At 71.0% G+C, this 24,681-nt stretch carries 10 protein-coding genes, 3 rRNA genes and 6 pseudogenes; 18 read left to right on the forward strand and 1 reads right to left on the reverse strand.

Annotation, left to right across the window (positions count from 1 at the left end; all coding sequences use genetic code 11):
* Window positions 1-52 precede the first annotated feature (52 nt).
* The 16 genes and pseudogenes from REH70_RS06135 to rrf all read left to right on the forward strand — a co-directional run bounded on the left by REH70_RS06135 (window position 53) and on the right by rrf (window position 20,640).
* Window positions 53-1,075: an ABC transporter permease gene (locus tag REH70_RS06135; RefSeq protein WP_310753216.1), complete on the forward strand. Its 1,023-nt coding sequence runs from the start codon at window positions 53-55 to the stop codon at window positions 1,073-1,075.
* Window positions 1,072-2,001 carry an ABC transporter permease gene (locus tag REH70_RS06140; protein ID WP_310753218.1) on the forward strand — a complete coding sequence of 310 codons (930 nt, stop codon included), beginning with the start codon at window positions 1,072-1,074 and terminating at the stop codon, window positions 1,999-2,001. The genes REH70_RS06135 and REH70_RS06140 overlap by 4 nt, the downstream gene beginning before the upstream one ends.
* Window positions 1,998-2,873 (forward strand): annotated as a pseudogene (locus REH70_RS20445) (ATP-binding cassette domain-containing protein); the annotation flags it as partial. The gene REH70_RS06140 and the pseudogene REH70_RS20445, both read left to right, overlap by 4 nt.
* Window positions 2,874-3,190: 317 nt before the next feature.
* Window positions 3,191-3,886, forward strand: a complete 696-nt coding sequence (locus REH70_RS20450) for an ATP-binding cassette domain-containing protein (RefSeq protein WP_396134685.1) — start codon at window positions 3,191-3,193, stop codon at window positions 3,884-3,886.
* 29 nt (window positions 3,887-3,915) lie between these two features.
* Window positions 3,916-4,509, forward strand: a pseudogene (locus REH70_RS06150) (LLM class flavin-dependent oxidoreductase); the annotation flags it as partial.
* 101 nt (window positions 4,510-4,610) lie between these two features.
* Window positions 4,611-5,297: an LLM class flavin-dependent oxidoreductase gene (locus REH70_RS06155; protein WP_310753219.1), complete on the forward strand. Its 687-nt coding sequence runs from the start codon at window positions 4,611-4,613 to the stop codon at window positions 5,295-5,297.
* 131 nt (window positions 5,298-5,428) lie between these two features.
* Entirely contained in the window at window positions 5,429-6,937 is a 1,509-nt protein-coding gene (locus tag REH70_RS06160) for an acyl-CoA dehydrogenase (protein ID WP_310753220.1), read from the forward strand.
* Between the two features lie 436 nt (window positions 6,938-7,373).
* Window positions 7,374-10,688 (forward strand): isoleucine--tRNA ligase, encoded by a 3,315-nt coding sequence (gene ileS / locus REH70_RS06165; protein ID WP_310753222.1) that lies wholly within the window; start codon window positions 7,374-7,376, stop codon window positions 10,686-10,688.
* Window positions 10,685-12,058: a folylpolyglutamate synthase/dihydrofolate synthase family protein gene (locus tag REH70_RS06170; protein WP_310753223.1), complete on the forward strand. Its 1,374-nt coding sequence runs from the start codon at window positions 10,685-10,687 to the stop codon at window positions 12,056-12,058. Before ileS ends, REH70_RS06170 begins: the two co-directional genes overlap by 4 nt.
* A gap of 151 nt (window positions 12,059-12,209) precedes the next feature.
* Window positions 12,210-13,204 (forward strand): annotated as a pseudogene (dhaK, locus tag REH70_RS06175) (dihydroxyacetone kinase subunit DhaK).
* 144 nt (window positions 13,205-13,348) lie between these two features.
* Window positions 13,349-13,986 (forward strand): annotated as a pseudogene (gene dhaL / locus REH70_RS06180) (dihydroxyacetone kinase subunit DhaL).
* 1 nt (window position 13,987) lies between these two features.
* Window positions 13,988-14,305 (forward strand): annotated as a pseudogene (dhaM, locus tag REH70_RS06185) (dihydroxyacetone kinase phosphoryl donor subunit DhaM); the annotation flags it as partial.
* A gap of 223 nt (window positions 14,306-14,528) precedes the next feature.
* On the forward strand, window positions 14,529-14,765 hold the full coding sequence (locus REH70_RS06190) for an HPr family phosphocarrier protein (RefSeq protein ID WP_310753225.1): 237 nt from the start codon (window positions 14,529-14,531) through the stop codon (window positions 14,763-14,765).
* Between the two features lie 615 nt (window positions 14,766-15,380).
* Window positions 15,381-16,903, forward strand: a 16S ribosomal RNA gene (locus REH70_RS06195).
* A 392-nt stretch (window positions 16,904-17,295) separates the two neighbouring features.
* Window positions 17,296-20,405, forward strand: a 23S ribosomal RNA gene (locus REH70_RS06200).
* 118 nt (window positions 20,406-20,523) lie between these two features.
* Window positions 20,524-20,640 (forward strand): 5S ribosomal RNA (rrf, locus tag REH70_RS06205).
* The 16S, 23S and 5S rRNA genes sit together here, the layout of an rRNA operon.
* A gap of 2,060 nt (window positions 20,641-22,700) precedes the next feature.
* Here the strand turns inward: rrf and REH70_RS06210 are convergent.
* Window positions 22,701-23,405 carry a hypothetical protein gene (locus REH70_RS06210; protein WP_310753226.1) on the reverse strand — a complete coding sequence of 235 codons (705 nt, stop codon included), beginning with the start codon at window positions 23,403-23,405 and terminating at the stop codon, window positions 22,701-22,703.
* Here REH70_RS06210 and REH70_RS06215 point away from each other — a divergent pair.
* Together REH70_RS06215 and REH70_RS06220 are read left to right on the forward strand one after the other, a co-directional pair.
* A pseudogene (locus REH70_RS06215) lies at window positions 23,392-24,419 on the forward strand (HAD-IIA family hydrolase). The gene REH70_RS06210 and the pseudogene REH70_RS06215 sit on opposite strands and share 14 nt — an antisense overlap.
* Window positions 24,420-24,495: 76 nt before the next feature.
* Complete coding sequence (locus REH70_RS06220) at window positions 24,496-24,675, forward strand: hypothetical protein (RefSeq protein ID WP_310753227.1); 180 nt, start codon at window positions 24,496-24,498, stop codon at window positions 24,673-24,675.
* Window positions 24,676-24,681: the final 6 nt, after the last annotated feature.

Consider the following 24,681-nt stretch of genomic DNA (forward strand, 5'->3'; position numbering starts at 1 on the left):
CCTTCGCGCACGGCTACCTGTCCCCGTACTTCTTCGACGTCTGGCTCGACTCGTGAGCGGCGCGGCCACCGTCGGGCGGACCGGTACCGGCACGGAGTCCGAGGGCGTGCTCACGTCGGCGAGGTCAGGGACCCGCGCAGGCGGGGCCGTGCGCCGGCTCGCCGGGCGCGTGCTCGGCGCGGTGGGCGTGCTGTGGGGCGCGGCGACGCTCACGTTCCTGGCGCTCGTGCTCATCCCGGGTGACATCGCGTACGCCATCGTCGGCGGGCCGGAGAGCAACCCCTCACCGGAGGTCCTGGCCGAGGTCCGCCGGGAGTACGGGCTCGACCGTCCGGTCGCAGAGCAGTACGGCGCGTACCTCCTGCGACTGGCGACCGGCGACCTCGGGACGTCGTACCAGTTCCACTCACCGGTGACGCAGCTCATCGGCGAGCAGGCGGGGTCCACGGTCGCGTTGGCGCTCAGTGCCGCGGTCGTCGCCGTGGTCGGTGCGGTGGTGGTCGCGCTGGCGACCGCGGGTCGGCGCCCCGCCGTCCGCGGTCCCGTCTCCGGGACCGAGCTCGTCCTCGCGTCGCTGCCGTCGTTCTGGCTCGGCATCGTCCTGCTCACGGTCTTCTCGTTCACGCTCGGGTGGTTCCCGGCGATCGGAGGCGAAGGGTGGCGCGGGCTCGTGCTGCCCACCCTGACGCTGGCGCTCCCGGTCGGTGCGGTCCTCGCGCAGGTGGCGCGGGCCGCGGTCGAGGAGGTGCTCGAGGAGCCGTTCGTCGTGACGGCCCGGGCCCGCGGCCTGACCGACACCGCGGTGCGCGTCCGGCACGTCCTGCGGCACACCCTCGTGCCGCTCACGACCATGACGGGCTTCGTCGTGGGCGGGCTGTTCGGCGGCGCGGTGATCACCGAGACGCTCTTCAACCGGGCCGGGCTCGGGCGGCTGCTCCTCAGCGCCGTCAACTCCAAGGACATGCCCGTCGTGCTCGGCCTCGTCCTGCTCTCGGCCGCCGTCTACGTCGTCATCAACCTCGTCATCGACGCGACCTACCCCCTCATCGACCCGCGACTGCGGAGGACCTCATGAGCACGTCCGTCCTCACCCCACCCGCCACGGCCGGCGCCGGCTCGGGCAGCACCGGCGGGCCGGCCCCGACGACCGCGCCCGCGCCGCCGTCATCACGCCCCCTGCGAACCGCGCGCCGGCTGCGGGTGCCGCCGAGCGTCGTCCTCGCGGCGCTGGCCCTCCTGGTGATCGTCGCGGCCGCCGTCTTCCCCGAGGCGCTGGCCCCCCACGACCCGCTCGCCGTCGACCCCTCCCAGACGCTCGCCGCCCCGAGCGCCGCTCACCCGCTCGGCACGGACGAGAACGGGCGTGACGTGCTCAGCCGCATCGTCCACGGCACCCGCAACTCGCTCCTGCTGGGCTTCGGGGCCATCACGATCGGCCTCGTGGCCGGCACCGTCCTCGGGCTGCTCGCCGGACTGGGGAACCGCTGGGTCGACGCCGTGCTCATGCGCACGATGGACGTCGGCCTGGCGTTCCCCGAGCTGCTCCTCGCGCTCGTGGTGATCGCGATCGCCGGTGGTGGCACCCGCAACGCGCTCCTCGCGATCGGGATCGCGAGCACGCCGAGCTACGCCCGGCTCGTGCGGGCGCAGACCCTCGGGGTCCGGCGCGCCGGCTACGTCGAGGCGGCGCGCGCGACGGGGCTCTCGGAGTCGGCGGTCGTCGTGCGGCACGTGCTGCCGAACGCCGTGAAGCCGGTGCTGGTGCTGGCGACCATCGGCGTCGGCACCGCGACCGTGGCCGGCGCGGCGCTCAGCTTCCTCGGCCTGGGCACCACCCCGCCGACGCCGGAGTGGGGCTCGATGCTCTCGACGGCGCGCAACTTCATCGAGCTGTCCTGGTGGTACGGGCTCTTCCCGGGCCTCGCCATCACCGTCCTCGTGCTCAGCACGTCCGTGCTGGGCCGTCACCTGCAGCGCCGAGCCGAGGGAGGCCTCCGATGAGCGCCACCACGCCGACCACGACCAACCGCCCGACCGCCCACACGACCGCCACCCCGGACGCCGGACCGTTCTCGGACGGCCACGCGCTCGATGCCGGGCTCACCGGCGCACCGACCACGGCCCCCGCTCCCGCCGTCCGTGTCGACGACCTGCGGATCGCGTTCGGCCGCGGCGCCGCCCGGCGCGAGGTCGTGCACGGCGTCTCGTTCGACGTCGCCCGTGGCGAGTGCCTCGCGCTGGTCGGTGAGTCCGGCTCGGGCAAGAGCGTCACCGCGCGCACCCTCGTCGGCCTGACCGGTCGGGACGCCGACGTCCGGGCGCGGACCCTCGCACTGGGCGAGCGAGACCTGCTGCGCTACGGCGAGCGGGACTGGCGCCGGCTCCGGGGCGGCGACGTCGGCCTCGTCCTGCAGGACGCGCTGGTCTCGCTCGACCCGGTCCGTGCCGTGGGGCGGGAGATCGACGAGGCGCTGCGCCTGCACACCGGTCTGACCCGGACCGAGCGCGCGGCACGCGTCGTCGAGCTGCTCGACCACGTCGGTGTCCCGGACCCCGCGGTCCGTTCCCGGCAGTTGCCGCACGAGCTGTCCGGCGGTCTGCGCCAGCGAGCGCTCATCGCCGGCGCGCTCGCGGGTGAGCCGGACCTGCTCATCGCGGACGAGCCGACGACGGCGCTCGACGTCACCGTCCAGGCTCAGGTGCTGGACCTGCTCGCCCGGCTGCGCGACGAGGGCCGCACGCTGCTGGTCATCAGCCACGACCTCGCCGTGGTCTCCCGCCTCGCCGACCGGGTCGCCGTCATGCAGGACGGCCGCATCGTGGAGACCGGTCCCACCGCGCAGGTCCTCACCGACCCGCAGCACCCCTACACGCGACGGCTCCTGGCCGCCGTCCCGGCGGAGCACGCCAAGGGCACCCGGCTGTCGCCGCCGGTCGCCACCGGGGACCCGTCCGGGGCGCCGGGGAGGTGGCGGCGGGTGAGGTGGCGGCGGGTGAGGTGGTGGCGAGCACACCGCAGCCCGCCTCCGCCACCGACGTGGCGCCCCGGGCGCACGACCGTCACCCGATCGGCGAGGTCGTCGCCCGGCTCGACGGGGTCGCCCGGTCGTTCCCGGGGCCGGACGGCCGGCCCCGGGTCGCGGTCGCCGACGTGTCCTTCACGCTCCGGGCCGGCGAGACGCTCGGGATCGTGGGGGAGTCGGGCTCCGGCAAGACGACGACGGCGCGGATGCTGCTCGGCCTCACCGAGCCGACCGCGGGGACCGTCCAGGTGCACGGGCGCTCGTGGGCGGGGCTCTCGGCGCGCGAGCGACGGGACCTGCGCCGTGACGTGCAGGTGGTGCACCAGGACCCGTTGAGCTCCTTCGACCCGAGGCACACCGTCGGCCGCATCCTCGGCGACGCGCTCGGGGTGGCCGGCGTCCCGCGCTCGCGGCGACACGACCGGGCGGTCGAGCTGCTCGAGCAGGTCGGCCTGACCGCCGAGCACCTGGAGCGTCGACCCCGGCGGCTGTCCGGTGGGCAGCGTCAGCGCGTGGCGATCGCCCGGGCGCTGGCACCGCGCCCCCGGATCGTCGTCTGCGACGAGCCGGTGTCGGCGCTGGACGTGTCGGTCCAGGCGCAGGTGCTCGACCTGCTCGCCGACGTCCAGGCCGAGACGGGCGTCGCGTACGTCTTCATCTCGCACGACCTCGGCGTCATCCACCACGTCAGCGACCGGGTGCTCGTGCTCTCCGGTGGCGAGGTGGTCGAGCACGGCGACGTCGACGACGTCTTCACCGCACCGCAGCACCCGTACACGCGCCGTCTCATCGCTGCGATCCCGCGACTCGCGGCGGCGGCACCGACGAGCGCGACCACGACCACCGACAGGACCGAGCGATGACCAAGCCCATCTCCTTCAACCTCTTCGAGATGAACACCGTGGGGCACATCTCCCACGGCCTGTGGGTCCACCCCGAGAACACCCGGCACCGGTTCAACGACCTCGAGTTCTGGACCGAGCACGCCAAGCTCCTCGAGGAGGGCCTGTTCGACGCCGTCTTCCTCGCCGACGTGATCGGCACCTACGACGGCTACCGCGCCGGCCCCGACACCGCCCTGCGCGAGGCGGTGCAGATCCCGAACAACGACCCGCTGCTGGTGATCCCCGCCATGGCGGCGGTGACGCGTCACCTCGGGTTCGCGGCGACCTTCTCGACGACGTACGAGCCGCCGTTCGCGTTCGCCCGCCGGGCGAGCACGCTCGACCACCTGACGAAGGGCCGGTTCGGCTGGAACATCGTCACCTCGTACCTGCCGAACGCGGCCCGGAACTTCGGGCTGACGCAGGAGGTCGAGCACGAGCTCCGGTACGCGATCGCAGAGGAGTACCTCGACGTCCTGTACAAGCTGTGGGAGGGGTCCTGGGACGACGACGCCGTCGTGCGCGACGTCGCCGGACGCGTCTACACCGACCCGTCGCGCGTGCGGGCCATCGACCACGTCGGTGAGCACTTCTCGGTCGCCGGGCCGCACCTCAGCGAGCCGTCGACGCAGCGCACGCCGGTGCTGTTCCAGGCCGGGGGTCGCCGACCGGCAAGGCCTTCGCGGGCCGGCATGCGGAGGCCGTGTTCGTCGGGGGCCGCGGGCTCGCGGACTACCGCGAGGGCATCGCGGACCTGCGGCGGATCGCCGTCGAGAACGGGCGCGAGCCCGACGACATCAAGGCGTTCGCGGGCGCCGTCGTGATCGTCGGGAAGGACAGGGAAGCCGCGGAGCGCAAGGCGGAGGAGTTCCGGCTGCTGTCCCGCGCGGAGGGCTACCTCGCCCATGCGGGCGGTGGCGGCGTCGACCTGGCCGCCTACCCGCCCGAGACCGTCATCGACGACATCGTCGCCGGCCTCGGCGGCCGCGAGCAGGTGCCGAGCAACCGGCGGTACGCGCCCGGCACCACGGTGGGCCAGGCGCTCGCGGCGGTCACCCGCTTCGACAAGGGGTTCTTCGCGGTCGGCACGCCCACCGAGGTCGTCGACACCATCGAGGGGTGGGTGCGCGACACCGACCTCGACGGCTTCAACCTGCGCCAGTTCCTCACCCCGGGCACCGCCGAGGACTTCATCGAGCTCGTGGTGCCGGAGCTGCAGCGCCGCGGGCTCTACCGGACCGAGTACGCCGAGAGCACGCTGCGCGAGCGCCTCTTCGGCGCCGGCCGCACCCGGCTGCCCGACTCCCACCCCGGTGCGCGGTACCGGGGCGGTCGCCACCTCGGCGGTGCGCCCGTCCCCGAGCCGGCCGCTGAGCTCGCCGCCGTCTGACCGCCGCCGTCTGACCGGCGCCGTCTGACCGGCGCCGTCTGACCGGCGCCGTCTGACCGGCGCCGCGGCCCACGACCGCCCGCGCCCTCTGCTCGACCACGACCCATCACCATCGCACCGGAGGTCTCCCGATGACCGACACCCTGCTCGATCCCGCCGTCGACCCCGCTGTCGGAGCGGCCTTCGGTCGCCCGGCGCCGCATCCCAGTGCGACGTCCGACGCCGCCGCGCCGTCCCGCCCGGCCGCACCATCCGACGACGCCGCACCATCCGACGACGCCGCACCATCCGACGACGCCGCACCATCCGACGACGCCGCGAGGTCCGACGACCACGCACCGTCCGACGACGCCGCGCCGTCCGACGCCGCCGCCGGCCAGGAGGCGGCGGTGCCCGCGATCCTCACCGGCGCAGCCGAGGACCCGCCGCCGTACGAGGAGCTCGCGGCCGACTTCCGACCGCTCTTCGAGCGCATCGCCGCCGGCGCGGTCGAGCGGGAGGAGCGGCGCGAGCTGCCCTTCGAGGCGGTCGGCTGGCTGCGCGACGCCGGGTTCGGTGCGCTGCGGGTGTCACGCCTCGCCGGCGGGCGCGGTGCGAGCCTGACCCAGCTGTTCCGCCTGCTGATCGAGCTCGCGCACGCGGACTCCAACGTCGCCCACCTCCTGCGCGGCCACTTCGCCTACCTCGAGCACGCGCTGACCGACCGCGACCCGTCGGTCCGGCGCTTCTGGGCGCAGGAGGCCGTCGCCGGGCGGCTCATCGGCAACGCGAGCAGCGAGCAGGGCAACGGCGGCCTGTGGGACACGCGCACGACCGTCGCTCCGGACGCCGACGGGCGCTGGCGGCTCGACGGCACGAAGTACTACAGCACCGGGACGATCTTCGCGGACTGGATCTCGGTCGGCGCGGTCGCGCCGGACGGCGAACGCGTCACCGTCGCCGTCCGGGCCGACGCCCCCGGCGTCGAGCGCCTCGACGACTGGGACGGGTTCGGCCAGCGGATGACCGGCAGCGGCACCACCGTCCTCACCGCCGTCGAGGTGGACCCGCGCGGCATCGTGCCCTACGCCGCGCGCCGGCCCTCGGTGCTCGGCGCCTACTTCCAGCTGCACCTGCTGGCGACCCTGGCCGGGATAGGGCGGGCGGTCGTCACCGACGCCACGGCGTTCGTCCGCCCCCGGAGCCGGACCTTCGGCAACGCCGCCACCCCGGCGCCGCGGGCCGACCCGCTGGTCCAGGCCGTCGTCGGGCGGCTCGCCGCGGCGTCCTTCGCCGCCGACGCGACCGTCCTGGCGGCCGCCGAGACGCTCGACGCGCTGACCCGGTCCGTCGCCCGCGGGACCGCGACCCAGGAGGACCACGACGCGGCCGACGTCGCCGCCTACCAGGCGCAGCTCGTCGTCGTCGACCTCGTGCTGCGCAGCGCGACCGACCTGTTCGAGGTCGGCGGCGCGTCCGCGACGAGCAGCGGGCGGCTGCTCGACCGGCACTGGCGCAACGCCCGGACCATCGCCTCCCACAACCCGGTCGTGCTCAAGGAGCGCACCGTCGGCGACTTCGTGCTCAACGGCACGTCGCCCAGCGCCGGCTTCGTGACCACCGTCGCCGGCACCACCGACGCACGTCCCTCCGCCGGGTGACGGCTCACGCCTGACGGCTCACCCCTGACGGCTCACGCCTGACGGCGGGCGGCAGCGGGCGGCGGCGGGCGGGGGCGACCGGGCAGGGGGCCGGCCGCACCCCGCCCGCCCGTCCGCCCGCTCACCCGCCCGACCGGCCGCACGCGCCACCCAGCGGGTACGATCGCCCCAGAGGCACCGACCCGGCCATCACCGGCGAGCCTCCGGAAGAACGGACCACCCCGGGTGGCCCCAGTAGAACCGGACGGGTGGGCCCGTGACAGCCCGCAGGAGTGGTCGTCGCACGCAGCCCCCGGGCGGTGAGCGGCGGCAAGCGAGGTGGTACCGCGGCGGGCATGCGCTCGTCGTCCTCGCACGGTGTGGTCCACGCAGCCCCTGAGGGTGGCGCGGACCGGCAGGACACAGTGCACGACGACGACGACGAAGGACCGGCCCCATGGCGTACCCCCTGCACCGCCCGAGCGACCCGACGGGTGACGGCAAGCGACCCGCGGTCCCGGCGTCCCCGGACCTGCCCGCGCTGGAGAAGGACGTCCTCGCCTACTGGGCGGCCGACGGCACCTTCCGCGCCTCGATCGACAACCGCGACGCGGGCCCGGACGGGTCCAACGAGTTCGTCTTCTACGACGGCCCGCCCTTCGCCAACGGACTGCCGCACTACGGCCACCTGCTGACCGGGTACGCCAAGGACGTCGTCGGGCGCTACCGGACCCAGGCCGGGCAGCGGGTCGAGCGCCGCTTCGGCTGGGACACGCACGGCCTGCCCGCCGAGCTCGAGGCGGAGCGCGTCCTGGGCATCACGCAGAAGTCCCAGATCGACGAGATGGGCATCGCCGCGTTCAACGAGGCGTGCCGCACCTCGGTGCTCAAGTACACCGACGAGTGGCAGGACTACGTCACGCGGCAGGCGCGCTGGGTCGACTTCGAGAACGACTACAAGACGCTCGACGTGACCTACATGGAGTCGGTCATCTGGGCGTTCAAGCAGCTGCACGACAAGGGCCTGGCCTACGAGGGCTACCGCGTGCTGCCGTACTGCTGGCGTGACGAGACGCCGCTGTCCAACCACGAGCTGCGCATGGACGACGACGTCTACCAGTCCCGCCAGGACCCGGCCCTCACCGTCGGCGTGCGCCTGGAGTCCGGCGAGCTCGCGCTGATCTGGACGACGACGCCGTGGACGCTGCCGTCCAACCTCGCGGTCGCCGTCGGGCCCGACATCCCGTACGTCGTCGTCGCGCCGGGGGAGTCCAGCACCCTTCACGGCGAGCGGGTGCTGCTGGCCGAGTCGCGCCTGGCGTCCTACGCCCGCGAGCTCGGCGAGGACGCGACCGTGCTCGAGACCGTCCGGGGCAGCGAGCTCGTCGGACGCTCCTACACCCCGCCCTTCCCGTACTTCGCCGACCCCGAGGGCAACCCCGCGGCCCACCACGTCCTGCCCGGTGACTTCGTCACGACGGAGGACGGCACCGGCCTGGTCCACCTCGCGCCCGCGTTCGGCGAGGACGACATGCTCGTGTGCGACGCCGCCGGCATCCGGCCCGTCGTCCCGGTCGACGCGCGCGGCCAGTTCACCACCGAGGTCCCCGACTACGCGGCCCTGCAGGTCTTCGACGCCAACCCGCAGATCATCGCCGACCTCAAGGCGGGCACCGGACCGCTGGCGGCGACCGACCCCGCGCGGCGCGCCGTCGTCGTCCGGCACGAGACCTACCAGCACTCCTACCCGCACTGCTGGCGGTGCCGGAACCCGCTGATCTACCGGGCGGTGTCGAGCTGGTTCGTGCGCGTCACCCAGTTCCGGGACCGCATGGTCGAGCTCAACGACGGGATCACGTGGGTCCCCGAGCACATCAAGGACGGCCAGTTCGGCAAGTGGCTCGCCGGCGCGCGGGACTGGTCCATCTCCCGCAACCGGTACTGGGGCACGCCCATCCCGGTGTGGGTGAGCGACGACCCCGCCTACCCGCGCACCGACGTGTACGGCTCCCTCGCCGACCTCGAGCGGGACTTCGGGCGACCCGTGACCGACCTGCACCGTCCGTTCATCGACGAGCTCACCCGCCCCAACCCGGACGACCCCACCGGACGCTCGACGATGCGCCGCATCCCGGACGTGCTCGACGTGTGGTTCGACTCCGGGTCGATGCCGTTCGCGCAGGTGCACTACCCGTTCGAGAACACCGAGTGGTTCGAGAACCACTACCCGGGCGACTTCATCACCGAGTACATCGGCCAGACCCGCGGGTGGTTCTACACGCTGCACGTGCTCGCGACCGCGCTGTTCGACCGGCCCGCGTTCCGCACCTCGGTCTCGCACGGGATCGTGCTGGGCTCCGACGGCCGGAAGATGAGCAAGTCGCTGCGCAACTACCCGGACGTGTCCGAAGTCTTCGAGCGCGACGGCTCGGACGCGATGCGCTGGTTCCTCATGGCCTCGCCGATCCTGCGCGGCGGCAACCTCGTCGTCACCGAGGAGGGCATCCGCGAGAACGTCCGGCAGGTGCTGCTGCCGCTGTGGAGCACGTGGTACTTCTTCACGCTCTACGCCGGTGCCGCCCGCGGCGGCGAGGGCCTCACCGCGCACCGCGTCACCGCCGACGACGCCGCCCACCTGGGCACGATGGACCGGTACCTGCTCGCGCGGACCCGCGACCTCGTGGTCACGGTGACCGGGCAGCTGGACGCCTACGACGTCCCGGCCGCGTGCGAGGCCGTCCGGGAGCACCTCGACGTGCTCACCAACTGGTACGTGCGCACGTCGCGGCAGCGGTTCTGGGACGAGGACCCCCAGGCGTTCGACACCCTGTGGACCGCGCTCGAGGTCCTCACCCGGCTCATGGCGCCGCTCGCGCCGCTGCTCACCGAGGAGGTCTGGCGCGGCCTGACGGGTGGTCGCAGCGTGCACCTGACCGACTGGCCGACACCGGACGAGCTGCCGGTCACGGATGCCACCGCCACCGCCGCCGCCACCGCCGACGCCGCCGCCGGTGGGCTCAGCGACGCCGAGCTCGTCGCGGTCATGGACCGCATCCGCGAGGTCTGCTCGGTGACCCTCGGGCTGCGCAAGGCCAACGGCCTGCGCGTCCGGCAGCCGCTGCGGCTCCTGCGGGTCGCCCTGCCGGACGCCGCCCACGCCACCGCGTTCACCGACCTCGTCGCCGCCGAGGTCAACGTCAAGGCCGTCGAGGTCCTCGGCCTGGACGACGCCGCCGCGGCCGGGCTCGGGGTGTCCAGCCGGCTCGCGGTCAACGCCCGCGCGGCCGGCCCGCGCCTCGGACGCCAGGTGCAGGCGGTCATCAAGGCCGCCAAGGCCGGGGACTGGGAGCTGACCGACGGCGCGGTGGTGGTCCGGACCGCGGACGGTCCGGTGCCGCTCGAGGCGCCGGAGTACGAGGTCGTCACGGTCGTGAGCGCCGGCGACGGCGACGAGGTCGCGGCCGCGGTGCTGCCCGGTGGCGGCGTCGTCGTCCTGTCCACCGCGCTCGACGACGCGCTGGTCGCCGAGGGGCGCGCCCGCGACGTCGTCCGCGCCGTCCAGGACGCCCGCAAGGCGGCCGGGCTCGATGTGAGCGACCGGGTGCGCCTGACGGTCGCGGTGCCCGCGGGGTGGCGTGACGCCGTCGAGCAGCACCACGCCCTCATCACCGCCGAGACGCTTGCGACCGCGCTCACGGTGCAGGACGCGCCGGGTGACGGCGTGAGCGTCGACGTGACCAAGGACGACACGACGGAGGGGTCGGGCGCATGAGCGGAGCGGACCACGCACGCCGGCAGGGCCGCACGGAGGCCGAGACGGCGGCCGCGGAGGTGTACGCCGGGATCCTCGAGCGCACGCCCGAGCACGACGTCCAGCCGACGCTGGACCGGGTGCGGGCGGTGTGCGAGCTGCTGGGCGACCCGCAGGCGGCGTTCCGGACGATCCACCTCACCGGGACCAACGGCAAGACGTCGACGTCCCGCATGGTCGAGCGTCTCGTCCGGGAGCACGGGTTGCGGACCGGGCGGTTCACCAGCCCGCACCTCACCGACGTCCGGGAGCGGATCGCGATCGACGGCGAGCCGATCAGCGCCGAGCGCTTCGTCGAGGTCTGGCAGGACGTCGCGCCGTACGTGCACATGGTCGACACCCGGTCCCTGGCCGAGGGCGGCCCGCGGCTGAGCTTTTTCGAGGTGCTCACCGTGATGGCGTTCGCCGCGTTCGCCGACGCCCCGGTCGACGTCGCGGTGATCGAGGTCGGCATGGGCGGGTCCTGGGACGCCACCAACGTGGTCGACGGCGAGGTCGCGGTCATCACCCCGGTCGCCTACGACCACGAGCGCTGGCTCGGCCACGAGCTCACGGCGATCGCCGGGGAGAAGTCCGGGATCATCAAGGACGGCGCGACGGTCGTGCTCGCCGAGCAGTCCGAGGACGCCGAGGGGGTCCTGCTCGCCGTCGCCGCCGAGCGCGGTGCGCGGGTGGTGCGGCAGGGCATCGACATCGACGTCGCCGAGCGGCAGGTCGCCGTCGGCGGGCAGCTGCTGTCGCTGCGCGGGTTGGGCGGGACGTACACCGAGGTGTTCGTCCCCCTGCACGGCGTCCACCAGGCGCAGAACGCCCTGCTCGCGCTCGTCGCCGCCGAGGTCCTGCTCAGCGGGGGAGCCGCGCTCAACGGGGACCTGGTCGGCGCGGCGTTCGCCGACGTCGACTCCCCGGGGCGCCTCGAGCTCGTCCGCACGAGCCCGACGATCCTCGTCGACGCCGCCCACAACCCGGCCGGCATCGCGGCTCTCGTCGCCGCGGTCGACGAGTCGTTCGAGTTCACCCGGCTGGTCGGCGTGGTCGGCGTCCTCGACGACAAGGACGCCGAGAACGTGCTCTCCGGCCTGGAGCCGCTGCTGGCCGAGATCGTGGTGACCCGGTCGTCCTCACCGCGCGCGCAGGACCCCGAGGACCTCGCGCAGATCGCGGTCGACATCTTCGGCGAGGACCGCGTGCACGTCGCGGACCGCCTGGACGCGGCGATCGACGTCGCCGTCCAGCTCGCCGAGCGCGCGGAGGACATGGGGTCCGGGGTGCTCGTCACCGGCTCGATCACCCTGGTCGCGGACGCCCGCTCGCTGCTCGGTCGCGGCTGACGCCGCGGCCGAGCGTGCGTCCTTGACGCCGCTGGCGACCACGGCGAGGCTGGCCGACGGGGGACCGGACGCCCGCGTCCGGTGCACAGGTCACGGCCCCGGCTCGGCGGCTCGACGACGAGCGCGCGGCCGGCCAGCGAAGGGAACCCGCGTGAAGAAGCTGATCAACGACCCCGCCCACGTCGTCGACGAGTCCGTCGAGGGCTTCGGGTGGGCGCACGCCGACCTGGTCACCGTCCATCACGACCCGCTCTACGTGGTGCGGGCCGACGGGCCCGTCGAGGGGAAGGTCGGGCTGGTCAGCGGGGGCGGCAGCGGGCACGAGCCCCTCCACGCCGGCTTCGTCGGCGCCGGGATGCTCGACGCCGCCGTGCCCGGGGCGATGTTCACCTCGCCGACCCCGGACGCCATCGCACCGGCGACCCTCGCCGCGAACGGTGGCCGCGGCGTGCTGCACATCGTCAAGAACTACACCGGCGACGTCCTGAACTTCGAGACCGCCGCCGAGCTCGCCGACGCCGACGACGTCGAGGTCCGCACGGTCGTGGTGAACGACGACGTCGCCGTCGAGGACTCGCTGTACACGGCGGGACGGCGCGGTGTCGCCGGCACGCTCTGCGTCGAGAAGATCGCCGGGGCGGCCGCCGACCGCGGCGACGACCTCGCCGGGGTGGCCGACGTCGCCGAGCGTGTGATCGCGAACGTGAGGTCGATGGGGTCGCGCTCGCCGCGTGCACGGTGCCGCACGCCGGCGTGCCGAGCTTCGACCTCACGGAGAGCGAGATCGAGATCGGCATCGGCATCCACGGCGAGCCCGGTCGCCGCCGCGTGCCGATGGCGTCCGCCGACGAGATCACCGAGCAGCTCACCGTCCCCGTCATGGACGACCTCGGGTTGGGCGGCGGGGAGTCCGTGCTGCTCTTCGTCAACGGCATGGGCGGCACGCCCGCGTCCGAGCTGTACGTCGTGTACCGCCAGGCCCGCCGCCTGCTCGAGGCGAAGGGCGTCACCGTCACCCGGTCGCTGGTCGGCAGCTACGTCACGTCGCTCGAGATGCAGGGGGCGTCCGTGACCGTGCTGCGGCTCGACGACGAGCTGACGACGCTGTGGGACGCGCCCGTCCGGACGGCCGCGTTGCGCTGGTGAGCGCGTCGGTCGGGTCCGTCGCGGCGTCCGGGTCACGGTTCGGTCGCGACGGGCCCGGCGGGCCTGCAGTCCGGCCGCGCCGTGGCAGGCTGCGTCCGGGGCAGTGCCCGCCGACCGGTGGGCACGCGTCGACGAAGGAGGAGAATGGCACTCGACGTCGCATGGGCGATGCGCTGGGTCCGACGCTCGGCCGAGGTGGTGGCCGAGCACCGCACCGAACTCATCGAGCTCGATCGCCAGATCGGCGACGGCGACCACGGCGAGAACATGCACCGCGGCTTCAGCGCGACGGTGGCCCGCCTGGACGCGCTCGACGACGAGCCCTCACAGGTCGGTGACGTCCTCAAGCTGCTCGCCACGACGCTGATGTCCACGGTCGGCGGCGCCGCCGGACCCTCTACGGGACCGCCTACCTGCGGGCCGCCAAGGTCACCGGGCTGACGGAGCTCGACTCGGGCGCTGTGGTGGCGATGCTCGAGGCGGGGCTCGAGGGCATCGTCGCGCGGGGCAAGGCGACGACCGGGGAGAAGACGATGGTGGACGCGTGGTCACCCGCGGTCGCTGCCGCGGTGCACGCGGCCGACCGCGGCGACGGACCCGCGGCCGTCCTGGACGCGGCGGCGCAGGCAGCAGCCGACGGGGCGGAGGCGACCATCCCGCTCGTCGCGACGAAGGGGCGTGCGAGCTACCTCGGGGAGCGCAGTGCCGGGCACGCCGACCCCGGGGCGACGTCGACGGCGCTGCTCCTGCGGGCAGCCGCGGACGCCGCGCAGGCCGGCTGACATGGCGTCGCCGACGGTGGCCCTCGTGCTCGTGTCGCACTCGCGCGTCCTGGCGGAGGGGGTCGCCGAGCTCGCCGGTCCGATGGCCCCCGACGTGGTCCTGCTGCCCGCGGGCGGGACGGACGACGGCCGGCTCGGCACGAGCTTCGACCTCATCGGCGCCGCGGTGGACCGAGCGCTGAGCGATGGCGGGTCCGCGGTCGTCCTCACCGACCTCGGGTCGGCGGTCCTCACGGCGGAGTCCGTGCTCGAGATGGCCGGCGCCGCCGTCGCTGCGCGGGTGCGGCTGGTCGACGCACCGTTCGTCGAAGGTGCCGTCGAGGCAGCGGTGGTCGCGCAGGGTGGTGCCGATCTCGACGAGGTGGCACGTGCGGCTCGGGCAGCCGGTGCCGGGTTCGCGCCCGAGCGCGGCGCCCCGGCCGGTACCGAGGGGACGACCGCACCCCCGTGGAGGAGCCGACTGCCGGCGGCGTCAGCGCGACGCACGCGAGCGGCACGCCGACGCGCGAGCACCGCGAGGTGCCCGAGGCGCGGGGACCGCGATGCTGCGGAACCGGCTCGGACTGCACGCGCGGCCCGCGGCGCGGCTCGTCCGGACCGCGAGCGGCTTCGACGCGACCATCGCGGTGAACGGCGCCGATGCCAAGAGCGTGCTGGCGCTGGTGGCGCTCGGAGCCGTCGGCGGGCAGCAGCTCGTGGTGACCGCGTCCGGACCCGACGCACCGCAGGCGGTCCGCGCCGTCGTCGCCGAGCTCGAGGAGGGCTTCGGCGAAGCGTGACCCACGCCGGGACGCGCTGCCGGCCGGCTGAGCGTGCGTGTGACGGGCAGACGAACGGCCGACGACCGGCCGGTGACCGGCGTCACCGAGCACGGCTTTGACGGCACGGCCCGGCATGCGTAGTGTTTCTCTTCGCCGCCCGGCAGGGAGGAACGGACACCGGCTCTTCGGAGTGGGGGTGGCCGGTCCCGGGGTTGGCTCCCTGAAGCAGTGGATGCTCCGGCTGTTGTGGTCGGGTGTTGTGGTGTGGATGGGGCGGTCTGAGCGGGTTCGGGTGGTTGACGGGTCTGGTTGGGTCGGGTAAGTTTGAGCGGTTGCCTCTTGGCAGGGTCGGAAGGCTCTGCGGGATGCGCGTCCGGTCCTTGAGAACTCAACAGTGTGCCAAGTAGTCGATGCCATTTTGGCTTGCTGCGTGTCTGGGGTGTGTCTGCCGTTGTGGTGGGTGTGCCCCGGGTGTGTGGTGGGTTGGTCTGGTTCATCGATGTCACGCCTCACGGTTTGTGGGGTGTGTGTTTGTGGTCAGATCATTTTTGGGCCCTGGCTTTAGCCGGTTGGGGTCTGTTTCGTGTGTCGGTTGCTCCTGCTGCTTTGGTGGCTGGGGGTGCCATGTTGACATTTACGGAGAGTTTGATTCTGGCTCAGGACGAACGCTGGCGGCGTGCTTAACACATGCAAGTCGAACGGTGATATCAGGGCTTGCTCTGGTTGATCAGTGGCGAACGGGTGAGTAACACGTGAGTAACCTGCCCCTGACTCTGGGATAACTGCTGGAAACGGTGGCTAATACCGGATATGAGACCTGATCGCATGGTGGGGTCTGGAAAGATTTTTTGGTCAGGGATGGACTCGCGGCCTATCAGCTTGTTGGTGGGGTGATGGCCTACCAAGGCGACGACGGGTAGCCGGCCTGAGAGGGCGACCGGCCACACTGGGACTGAGACACGGCCCAGACTCCTACGGGAGGCAGCAGTGGGGAATATTGCACAATGGGCGAAAGCCTGATGCAGCGACGCCGCGTGAGGGATGAAGGCCTTCGGGTTGTAAACCTCTTTCAGCAGGGAAGAAGCGCAAGTGACGGTACCTGCAGAAGAAGCGCCGGCTAACTACGTGCCAGCAGCCGCGGTAATACGTAGGGCGCAAGCGTTGTCCGGAATTATTGGGCGTAAAGAGCTCGTAGGCGGTTTGTCGCGTCTGCTGTGAAAACTCAAGGCTCAACCTTGGGCTTGCAGTGGGTACGGGCAGACTAGAGTGCGGTAGGGGTGACTGGAATTCCTGGTGTAGCGGTGGAATGCGCAGATATCAGGAGGAACACCGATGGCGAAGGCAGGTCACTGGGCCGCAACTGACGCTGAGGAGCGAAAGCATGGGGAGCGAACAGGATTAGATACCCTGGTAGTCCATGCCGTAAACGTTGGGCACTAGGTGTGGGGCTCATTCCACGAGTTCCGTGCCGCAGCAAACGCATTAAGTGCCCCGCCTGGGGAGTACGGCCGCAAGGCTAAAACTCAAAGAAATTGACGGGGGCCCGCACAAGCGGCGGAGCATGCGGATTAATTCGATGCAACGCGAAGAACCTTACCAAGGCTTGACATACACCGGTAACGTGCAGAGATGTGCGCCCCGCAAGGTCGGTGTACAGGTGGTGCATGGTTGTCGTCAGCTCGTGTCGTGAGATGTTGGGTTAAGTCCCGCAACGAGCGCAACCCTCGTCCCATGTTGCCAGCGGGTTATGCCGGGGACTCATGGGAGACTGCCGGGGTCAACTCGGAGGAAGGTGGGGATGACGTCAAATCATCATGCCCCTTATGTCTTGGGCTTCACGCATGCTACAATGGCCGGTACAAAGGGCTGCGATACCGCGAGGTGGAGCGAATCCCAAAAGCCGGTCTCAGTTCGGATTGGGGTCTGCAACTCGACCCCATGAAGTCGGAGTCGCTAGTAATCGCAGATCAGCAACGCTGCGGTGAATACGTTCCCGGGCCTTGTACACACCGCCCGTCAAGTCACGAAAGTCGGTAACACCCGAAGCCGGTGGCCCAACCCCTTGTGGGAGGGAGCTGTCGAAGGTGGGACTGGCGATTGGGACTAAGTCGTAACAAGGTAGCCGTACCGGAAGGTGCGGCTGGATCACCTCCTTTCTAAGGAGCTCTTACGCATCGCCGTGCCTGTCTGGTCTCTTCGGGGGTCTGGTGGGTGGGTGGTGTGTCAGGACCATGCCTCGGCCGAGCGTGTCGGGGGTGGTGCTCACGGGTGGAACATCGGCTATGGGCTCGCCTGGTGGTGGGTCGGCATCTAGTACGCCGTGTCTTCTCTTCGGAGGGGGCGCTGGTTGGAGGGGTGTCGGTCTGGTTGCTGGGGTGGGGTTGGCACACTGTTGGGTCCTGAGGGAGTGGGCGCCGGTTGGCGGCACTTGCCTCGTAGCGGACCACTCGACCCTCTGCCTGGTGGTGGGGTGTGTGGGGTGGGGTCGCCCGTAGCTTGAGAACTGCACAGTGGACGCGAGCATCTTTATTTTCTTGTCTTTGTGGTTTGTGAAGTTTTTAAGGGCACAGGGTGGATGCCTTGGCACTAGGAGCCGAAGAAGGACGTTGTAGCCTGCGATAAGCCTCGGGGAGTTGGCAAACGAACCGTGATCCGAGGATGTCCGAATGGGGGAACCCCGCCGCAGTCATGTGCGGTGACCTGCACCTGAATATATAGGGTGTGTGGAGGGAACGTCGGGAAGTGAAACATCTCAGTACCGACAGGAAGAGATATTCCGTGAGTAGTGGCGAGCGAAAGCGGATGAGGCCAAACCGTCCTCGTGTGATAGCCGGCAGGCGTTGCGTGGGCGGGGTTGTGGGACCTTTCAGTAGTCTCTGCCGAGACTGCAGGGAGTCAGAAAGTCGTGTCATAGTCGAAGGGTCTTGAAAGGCCCGGCACAGAGGGTGTGACCCCCGTAGACGAAATGGTGCGGCCTCCCGAAGGGGATCCCAAGTAGCACGGGGCCCGAGAAATCCCGTGTGAATCTGGCAAGACCACTTGCTAAGCCTAAATACTACCTAGTGACCGATAGCGGACAAGTACCGTGAGGGAAAGGTGAAAAGTACCCCGGGAGGGGAGTGAAATAGTACCTGAAACCGTGTGCCTACAATCCGTTGGAGCCTCCCTAGCTGGGGTGACAGCGTGCCTTTTGAAGAATGAGCCTGCGAGTTAGTGGTACGTGGCGAGGTTAACCCGTGTGGGGAAGCCGTAGCGAAAGCGAGTCCGAATAGGGCGTCACGAGTCGCGTGCTCTAGACCCGAAGCGAAGTGATCTAGCCATGGGCAGGTTGAAGCGCGGGTAAGACCGCGTGGAGGACCGAACCCACTTGGGTTGAAAACCGAGGGGATGACCTGTGGTTAGGGGTGAAAGGCCAATCAAACTTCGTGATAGCTGGTTCTCCCCGAAATGCATTTAGGTGCAGCGTCACGTGTTTCTTGCCGGAGGTAGAGCTACTGGATAGCCGATGGGCCCTACAAGGTTACTGACGTTAGCCAAACTCCGAATGCCGGTAAGTGAGAGCGTGGCAGTGAGACTGCGGGGGATAAGCTCCGTAGTCGAGAGGGAAACAGCCCAGACCACCAGCTAAGGCCCCTAAGCGTATGCTAAGTGGGAAAGGATGTGGAGTTGCACAGACAACCAGGAGGTTGGCTTAGAAGCAGCCACCCTTGAAAGAGTGCGTAATAGCTCACTGGTCAAGTGATTCCGCGCCGACAATGTAGCGGGGCTCAAGCATACCGCCGAAGCTGTGGCATTCACACGTTGACTAGGCCTTCGTGGTCCAGGTGTGTGGATGGGTAGGGGAGCGTCGTGTGGCGAGTGAAGTCGCGGGGTGACCCAGCGGTGGACGCCACACGAGTGAGAATGCAGGCATGAGTAGCGAAAGACGGGTGAGAAACCCGTCCGCCGAATGACCAAGGGTTCCAGGGCCAGGCTAATCCGCCCTGGGTAAGTCGGGACCTAAGGCGAGGCCGACAGGCGTAGTCGATGGACAACGGGTTGATATTCCCGTACCGGCGAAGAACCGCCCATACCGAGCCCGGTGATGCTAAGCGCCCAAAGCCCGCACCGGTCCCTTCGGGGGCCACCGTGGGTGGCGCGCGTGACCCGAACCGGTAGTAGGTAAGCGTATTAACAGGGGTGACGCAGGAAGGTAGCCTCCGCGTGGCGATGGTTGTCCACGTCCAAGGTCGTAGGGCGAGGGGTAGGCAAATCCGCCCCTCATGGAGCCTGAGAGCTGATGGTGACCCCGTATGGGGGAAGAGGGTGATCCTATGCTGCCTAGAAAAGCCTCGACGCGAGGTTCTAGCCGCCCGTACCCTAAACCGACTCAGGTGGTCAGGTAGAGAATACTAAGGCGATCGAGAGAATCGTGGTTAAGGAACTCGGCAAAATGCCCCCGTAACTTCGGGAGAAGGGGGCCTGAGGCGTGAACCCACTTGCTGGGGGAGCGTTCGAAGGCCGCAGAGACCAGGGAGAAGCGACTGTTTACTAAAAACACAGGTCCGTGCGAAGTCGCAAGACGATGTATACGGACTGACGCCTGCCCGGTGCTGGAAGGTTAAGAGGACGGGTCAGCCGCAAGGCGAAGCTCAGAATTTAAGCCCCAGTAAACGGCGGTGGTAACTATAACCATCCTAAGGTAGCGAAATTCCTTGTCGGGTAAGTTCCGACCTGCACGAATGGCGTAACGACTTCTCCGCTGTCTCAACCGCGAACTCGGCGAAATTGCACTACGAGTAAAGATGCTCGTTACGCGCAGCAGGACGGAAAGACCCCGGGACCTTTACTATAGCTTGGTATTGGTGTTCGGTGCGGCTTGTGTAGGATAGGTGGGAGACTGTGAAGCCGGCACGCCAGTGTCGGTGGAGTCATCGTTGAAATACCACTCTGGTCGCTCTGGATGTCTAACCTCGGTCCGTGATCCGGATCAGGGACAGTGCCTGGTGGGTAGTTTAACTGGGGCGGTTGCCTCCTAAAATGTAACGGAGGCGCCCAAAGGTTCCCTCAGCCTGGTTGGCAATCAGGTGTCGAGTGCAAGTGCACAAGGGAGCTTGACTGTGAGACTGACAAGTCGAGCAGGGACGAAAGTCGGGACTAGTGATCCGGCGGTGGCTTGTGGAAGCGCCGTCGCTCAACGGATAAAAGGTACCCCGGGGATAACAGGCTGATCTTGCCCAAGAGTCCATATCGACGGCATGGTTTGGCACCTCGATGTCGGCTCGTCGCATCCTGGGGCTGGAGTAGGTCCCAAGGGTTGGGCTGTTCGCCCATTAAAGCGGTACGCGAGCTGGGTTTAGAACGTCGTGAGACAGTTCGGTCCCTATCCGCTGCGCGCGCAGGAAACTTGAGAAGACCTGTCCCTAGTACGAGAGGACCGGGACGGACGAACCTCTGGTGTGCCAGTTGTTCCGCCAGGAGCACGGCTGGTTGGCTACGTTCGGAAGGGATAACCGCTGAAAGCATCTAAGCGGGAAGCCTGCTTCAAGATGAGGTTTCCATAGGGCTTCGGTCCTGAGAGGCTCCCAGCTAGACCACTGGGTAGATAGGCCGGATGTGGAAGCGGGGACCAACGACCCGTGAAGCTGACCGGTACTAATAAGCCGATGACTTCACACACCAAACAAAGCCTTGATCTGTGTGCTACGCGTCCACTGTGCGGTTCCCGAGAGACGGGCACCCACGACCCAAACCCTGTGACGGGGGCGGGCTCGTGGCCCGGACATCTCCATAGAGTTACGGCGGTCATAGCAAGGGGGAAACGCCCGGTCCCATTCCGAACCCGGAAGCTAAGCCCCTTCGCGCCGATGGTACTGCACGGGAGACTGTGTGGGAGAGTAGGTCGCCGCCGGACACCCATTCGAAAAGAGCCACCCCATCGGGGTGGCTCTTTTCGCATCCCCAAAAACAGCCAGGACCCCGCCCATCGACAGCTGAGCATGCATCACTACCCCTGACGGTGCGACTGTCCAGGGCGGTCCGGGCAGCCGAATAGACCAGAAGGTCACACTCGACGCCCGCGCACGCGTTGACGGGGACGACGTGCACCCACGACAACTGGCGGCGGGCCGGACAATTCTGAACGAGCGCGCGCGACGGCGTTGGTGCCGCCGCCGGACGCGGGTGAGCCATAGCGGAGCGATGGGCTGCACGTCGTCGACCACGACCCAATCGCAGAACGCGTCGCGCCAGCGCGCTCCGGGCGGGTGACCGTCACGGATGTGGCGGTCGACCGACCCGCACCCGTGACGTCGAGGTCGCTCGCCACCGCCCAGGATCTCCTCGGAGCTGCCGTGGGACGTCCTCGTCACGGCAGCACAGTCCGTCGAATCGCCCGTCGGCGCGCGCCGAGCCCGGCCTCCGGTTGGGTGTGTCGAGGTCGGCGGGGCGCGGGTGGCGGGGCGCGGGGCAGGCAGTGAGACGATGAGGCTTTGCTTGTCGATGAGGGAAGTCACACGTGAACGCCGACGCAGGTCGCTCGGACGGATCGAGCAGCGGGGACTCCCGTGGGCCGCGGGACGGGCGCGGTGGTGGGGCCAGCGGGCGCAGGCCCTCGCACGACCGACGGAGCTCGGCTGACGGACCCCGCGGCACCGGGCGTGGTGCCGGGGCGGCGCCCCGTCGCGACGACCGAGCCGGCGGGCGGCCCACTGAGCGCAGCGATGATCGGTGGACCAGCACGGAGCAGCGGTCCGGTTCCGGTCGCGAGCCGTATCGAGGCGGCGGCTCGGGCGCCGGGACGGACCGCGGATCGCGCGGACCCCGACGGGACGACGAACGTGCCGGTGGTCGTCCCGTCGGTGGTGGACGCCCGTCGGGTGGCGGACGTGACGAGCAGCGCGGTGGGTACTCGGCGCCCGGTCGGTCCGCGCAGGAGCGTGACGACCGCCCGCAGCGCTCCGGCGACGGCGGCTGGCAGGAGCGTCGACCGTTCCGGCCGCGCGGTGACGACGAGCGGCGACCGTACGCGGCTGGAGGGCGCCCCGGGTCGGATGGCCGCCCCGGGGGTGCGCGTCCCTCGGGCAGCCGACCAGGCTCGGCCGACGAGGCCGCACCTCGGTCGGACGCCGACGCGCGTCCCTTCCGACCGGCCAGTGGGGCGGCGGGGAACTGGTCCGCCGGCGACAGCCGTGAAGCTGGACCACGCACGTCCGCGGACCGCCCGGCTCGAGAGTTCCGCGGGGGCCCGAGCGTGGCGAGCGGCCGTCGCGACCCCCGGCTGACCGGCGCGACGGTCCTGGCCGGGCCGATGACCGGCGGTCCGAGCCGTCGCGTCCCTGGAGAGATCGGACGGAGCGGCCCGCCCGCAGCTCCGCCGACCGTCCCGAGCGGTCGCCTCGCGCTACCGGAGGTGACCGGGGCTCCTGGGAGCGCACCGAGCGCCCTGTCCGCGGCGGTGCGCCGGACACGCGAGGGCGGCGGCCCGACAGCTCGACGGGCGACCGTCCCGAGCGCCGTCCGATGTCCGCCGGCGACCGCGCGGAGCGCGGGCGCCGGGCGCCGGACGACCGCTCCGCACGCCCTCACCGCGGGAGTGACCAGCCGGGTCGAGGCGCTCGTCCCCCGGCAGCCCAGGACCGTCGCCCCTACGGTTCGGGACCGCGACCGGATGCGGGCGACGACCGTCGTCCGACGCGGCCGCCTCAGGCGGAGCGGACGCCCGCCCCGGACATCGCCGACGACGCGCAGTTCTCCGACCTGGACCGCGTCGTCCGCGCACGCCTCCGCACGCTGAGCAAGGACAACGCCGAGCAGTGCGGACGTCACCTCGTGATGGTGGGGCGTTTGCTCGACTCCGACCCGGAGCTCGCGTACGAGCACGCCCAGGCCGCTGTCCGGCGGGCCGGACGGGTCGACGTCGTCCGCGAGGCGGCGGGGCTAGCCGCGTACCGGACGGGACGTTTCGCCGAGGCCCTACGGGAGCTGCGCACGGTGCGTCGGCTCAACGGATCGTCCGAGCACCTCGCGATCATGGCCGACTGCGAGCGCGGGCTGGGGCGGCCCGAGCGTGCCCTGGCGCTGGCCGCGTCGGACGAGGCCGAAGGCCTCGAACCCGCCGTACGCGTCGAGCTGGCCATGGTCGTGAGCGGTGCCCGGCTCGACCTCGGCGAGCCGGAGTCCGCCCTCGCGGTGCTCGACGCCGGCCCGCCGGCCCGGGTCGACCCCAAGGACGGTGTGCTCCTCGCCCGGGTGGCTCAGGCGCGTGCCGCCGCGCTCGAAGCGCTCGGACGGCACGACGACGCGGCGGCGGCGCTCGCGCCGTTCTCCGCCGCCGACCTGGCCTCGGCCTCCGGTGACGTGCCCGACGACGTCGTGGTCTACGACCTCGCCGAGGACGCCGAGGACGCCGAGGACGCCGAGGACGCCGAGGACGCCGAGGACGCCGAGGACGCCGAGGACGCCGAGGACGCCGAGGACGCCCGGGGCGCCGAGGACATCGAGGACATCGAGGGCACCGAGGCCCTCAGGCAGCCCGGGCCGACGCGACCGACGTCGGCACCGACGGGACCGAGGGTGCCGTGGCAGCGGAGGGTTCCGCGGCGGTGGAGGGATCCGAGGCGGAGACGACCGGCGCAGCGCCGGCCGGTGACGAGGAGGAGCACGCGTGACGGGTCTCATCGGGTGCGACGTCGCGCCGGCCGACCGGTACGACCTGGCCCTGGTGGACCTGGATGGCGTCGCCTACCGCGGCCACGACCCGATCCCGCACGCGGCGGAGGGCCTCAACGGGGCCCGAGGCCGGGGATGCGGCTCGTCTTCGTCACGAACAACGCCTCGCGCGAGCCCGAGTCGGTCGCCGACCAGCTGACCGGCCTGGGCATCGCGACCGGCGCGGACGAGGTCATGACGGCGGCGCAGGCCGCGGCGGCGCTGCTGCGCACCCGGCTCGAGCCGGGGGCGACGATCCTCGTCGTCGGGGGTGCCGGACTGGTCACGGCGGTGCGCGCCGTCGGGTTCACGGTGGTGACGTCCGCCGACGACGAGCCGGACGCCGTCGCGCAGGGGTTCGCACCGGAGGTGGGGTGGCCCGAGCTGGCCGAGGCGGCCTACGCCGTCCAGCGCGGCGCCTGGCACGTGGCGAGCAACCTGGATCTCAGCCTGCCCACCGCGCGCGGGTTCGCCCCCGGCAACGGCTCGCTCGTCGGCGCCGTCCGCGCGGCGACCGGGGTGACCCCCGACAGCGCGGGCAAGCCGTCGCCCACCATGTACCGGCTCGCCGTCGAGCGCGCCGGGGCGGCGAACCCGCTCGTCATCGGGGACCGGCTCGACACCGACCTCGCCGGCGCGCGCTCCGGCGGCTACGTCGGGCTGCACGTGCTGACCGGCGTGAGCACCGGTCGCGACGCCGTCCTGGCGCACCCGGGAGAGCGACCGCACCTGCTCGGTGCGGACCTGCTGTCCGTCCTCGAGCCCCACCCCGTGCCCGAGCCCGCCGCTGACGGGTGGTGGTCCACCCGCGGGTCCGCGGCCCGGGTCGTGGACGGCGCCCTGGCGCTGCACCCCGCCGGTGACGACCGGGCGTCCGTCCTGGACCTGCTGCGCTCGGCCTGTGCGGCCGCGTGGCAGGCCGTCGACGACGGCCGACCTGTGGACGGCGCGACCGTCCCGGAGTTCGCCGTCCCCGTCGGCTGAGCCGCGCAGCCGCGGCTAGCGTGAAGCCCACCGGCCCGACCCGTCCGACCGACCGACCGACCCAGGAGGAGCACGCGTGCCCGACGACGCCCACCGCCCGTCCCCGGGTCCGGACGGACCCACCGGTGACACCGCCGTCGACGCCGCCCTGACCCGCCTGACCGAGCTCGACGGCGCGCCGGTGCCCGAGCACGTGGCGGTCTTCGAGGCCGTGCACGCCGCGCTGCAGGACCGGCTCGCGGACGTCGAGGACTGACCGTGC

The organism is Cellulomonas sp. ATA003, from assembly GCF_031582905.1.
GTDB lineage: Bacteria > Actinomycetota > Actinomycetes > Actinomycetales > Cellulomonadaceae > Pengzhenrongella.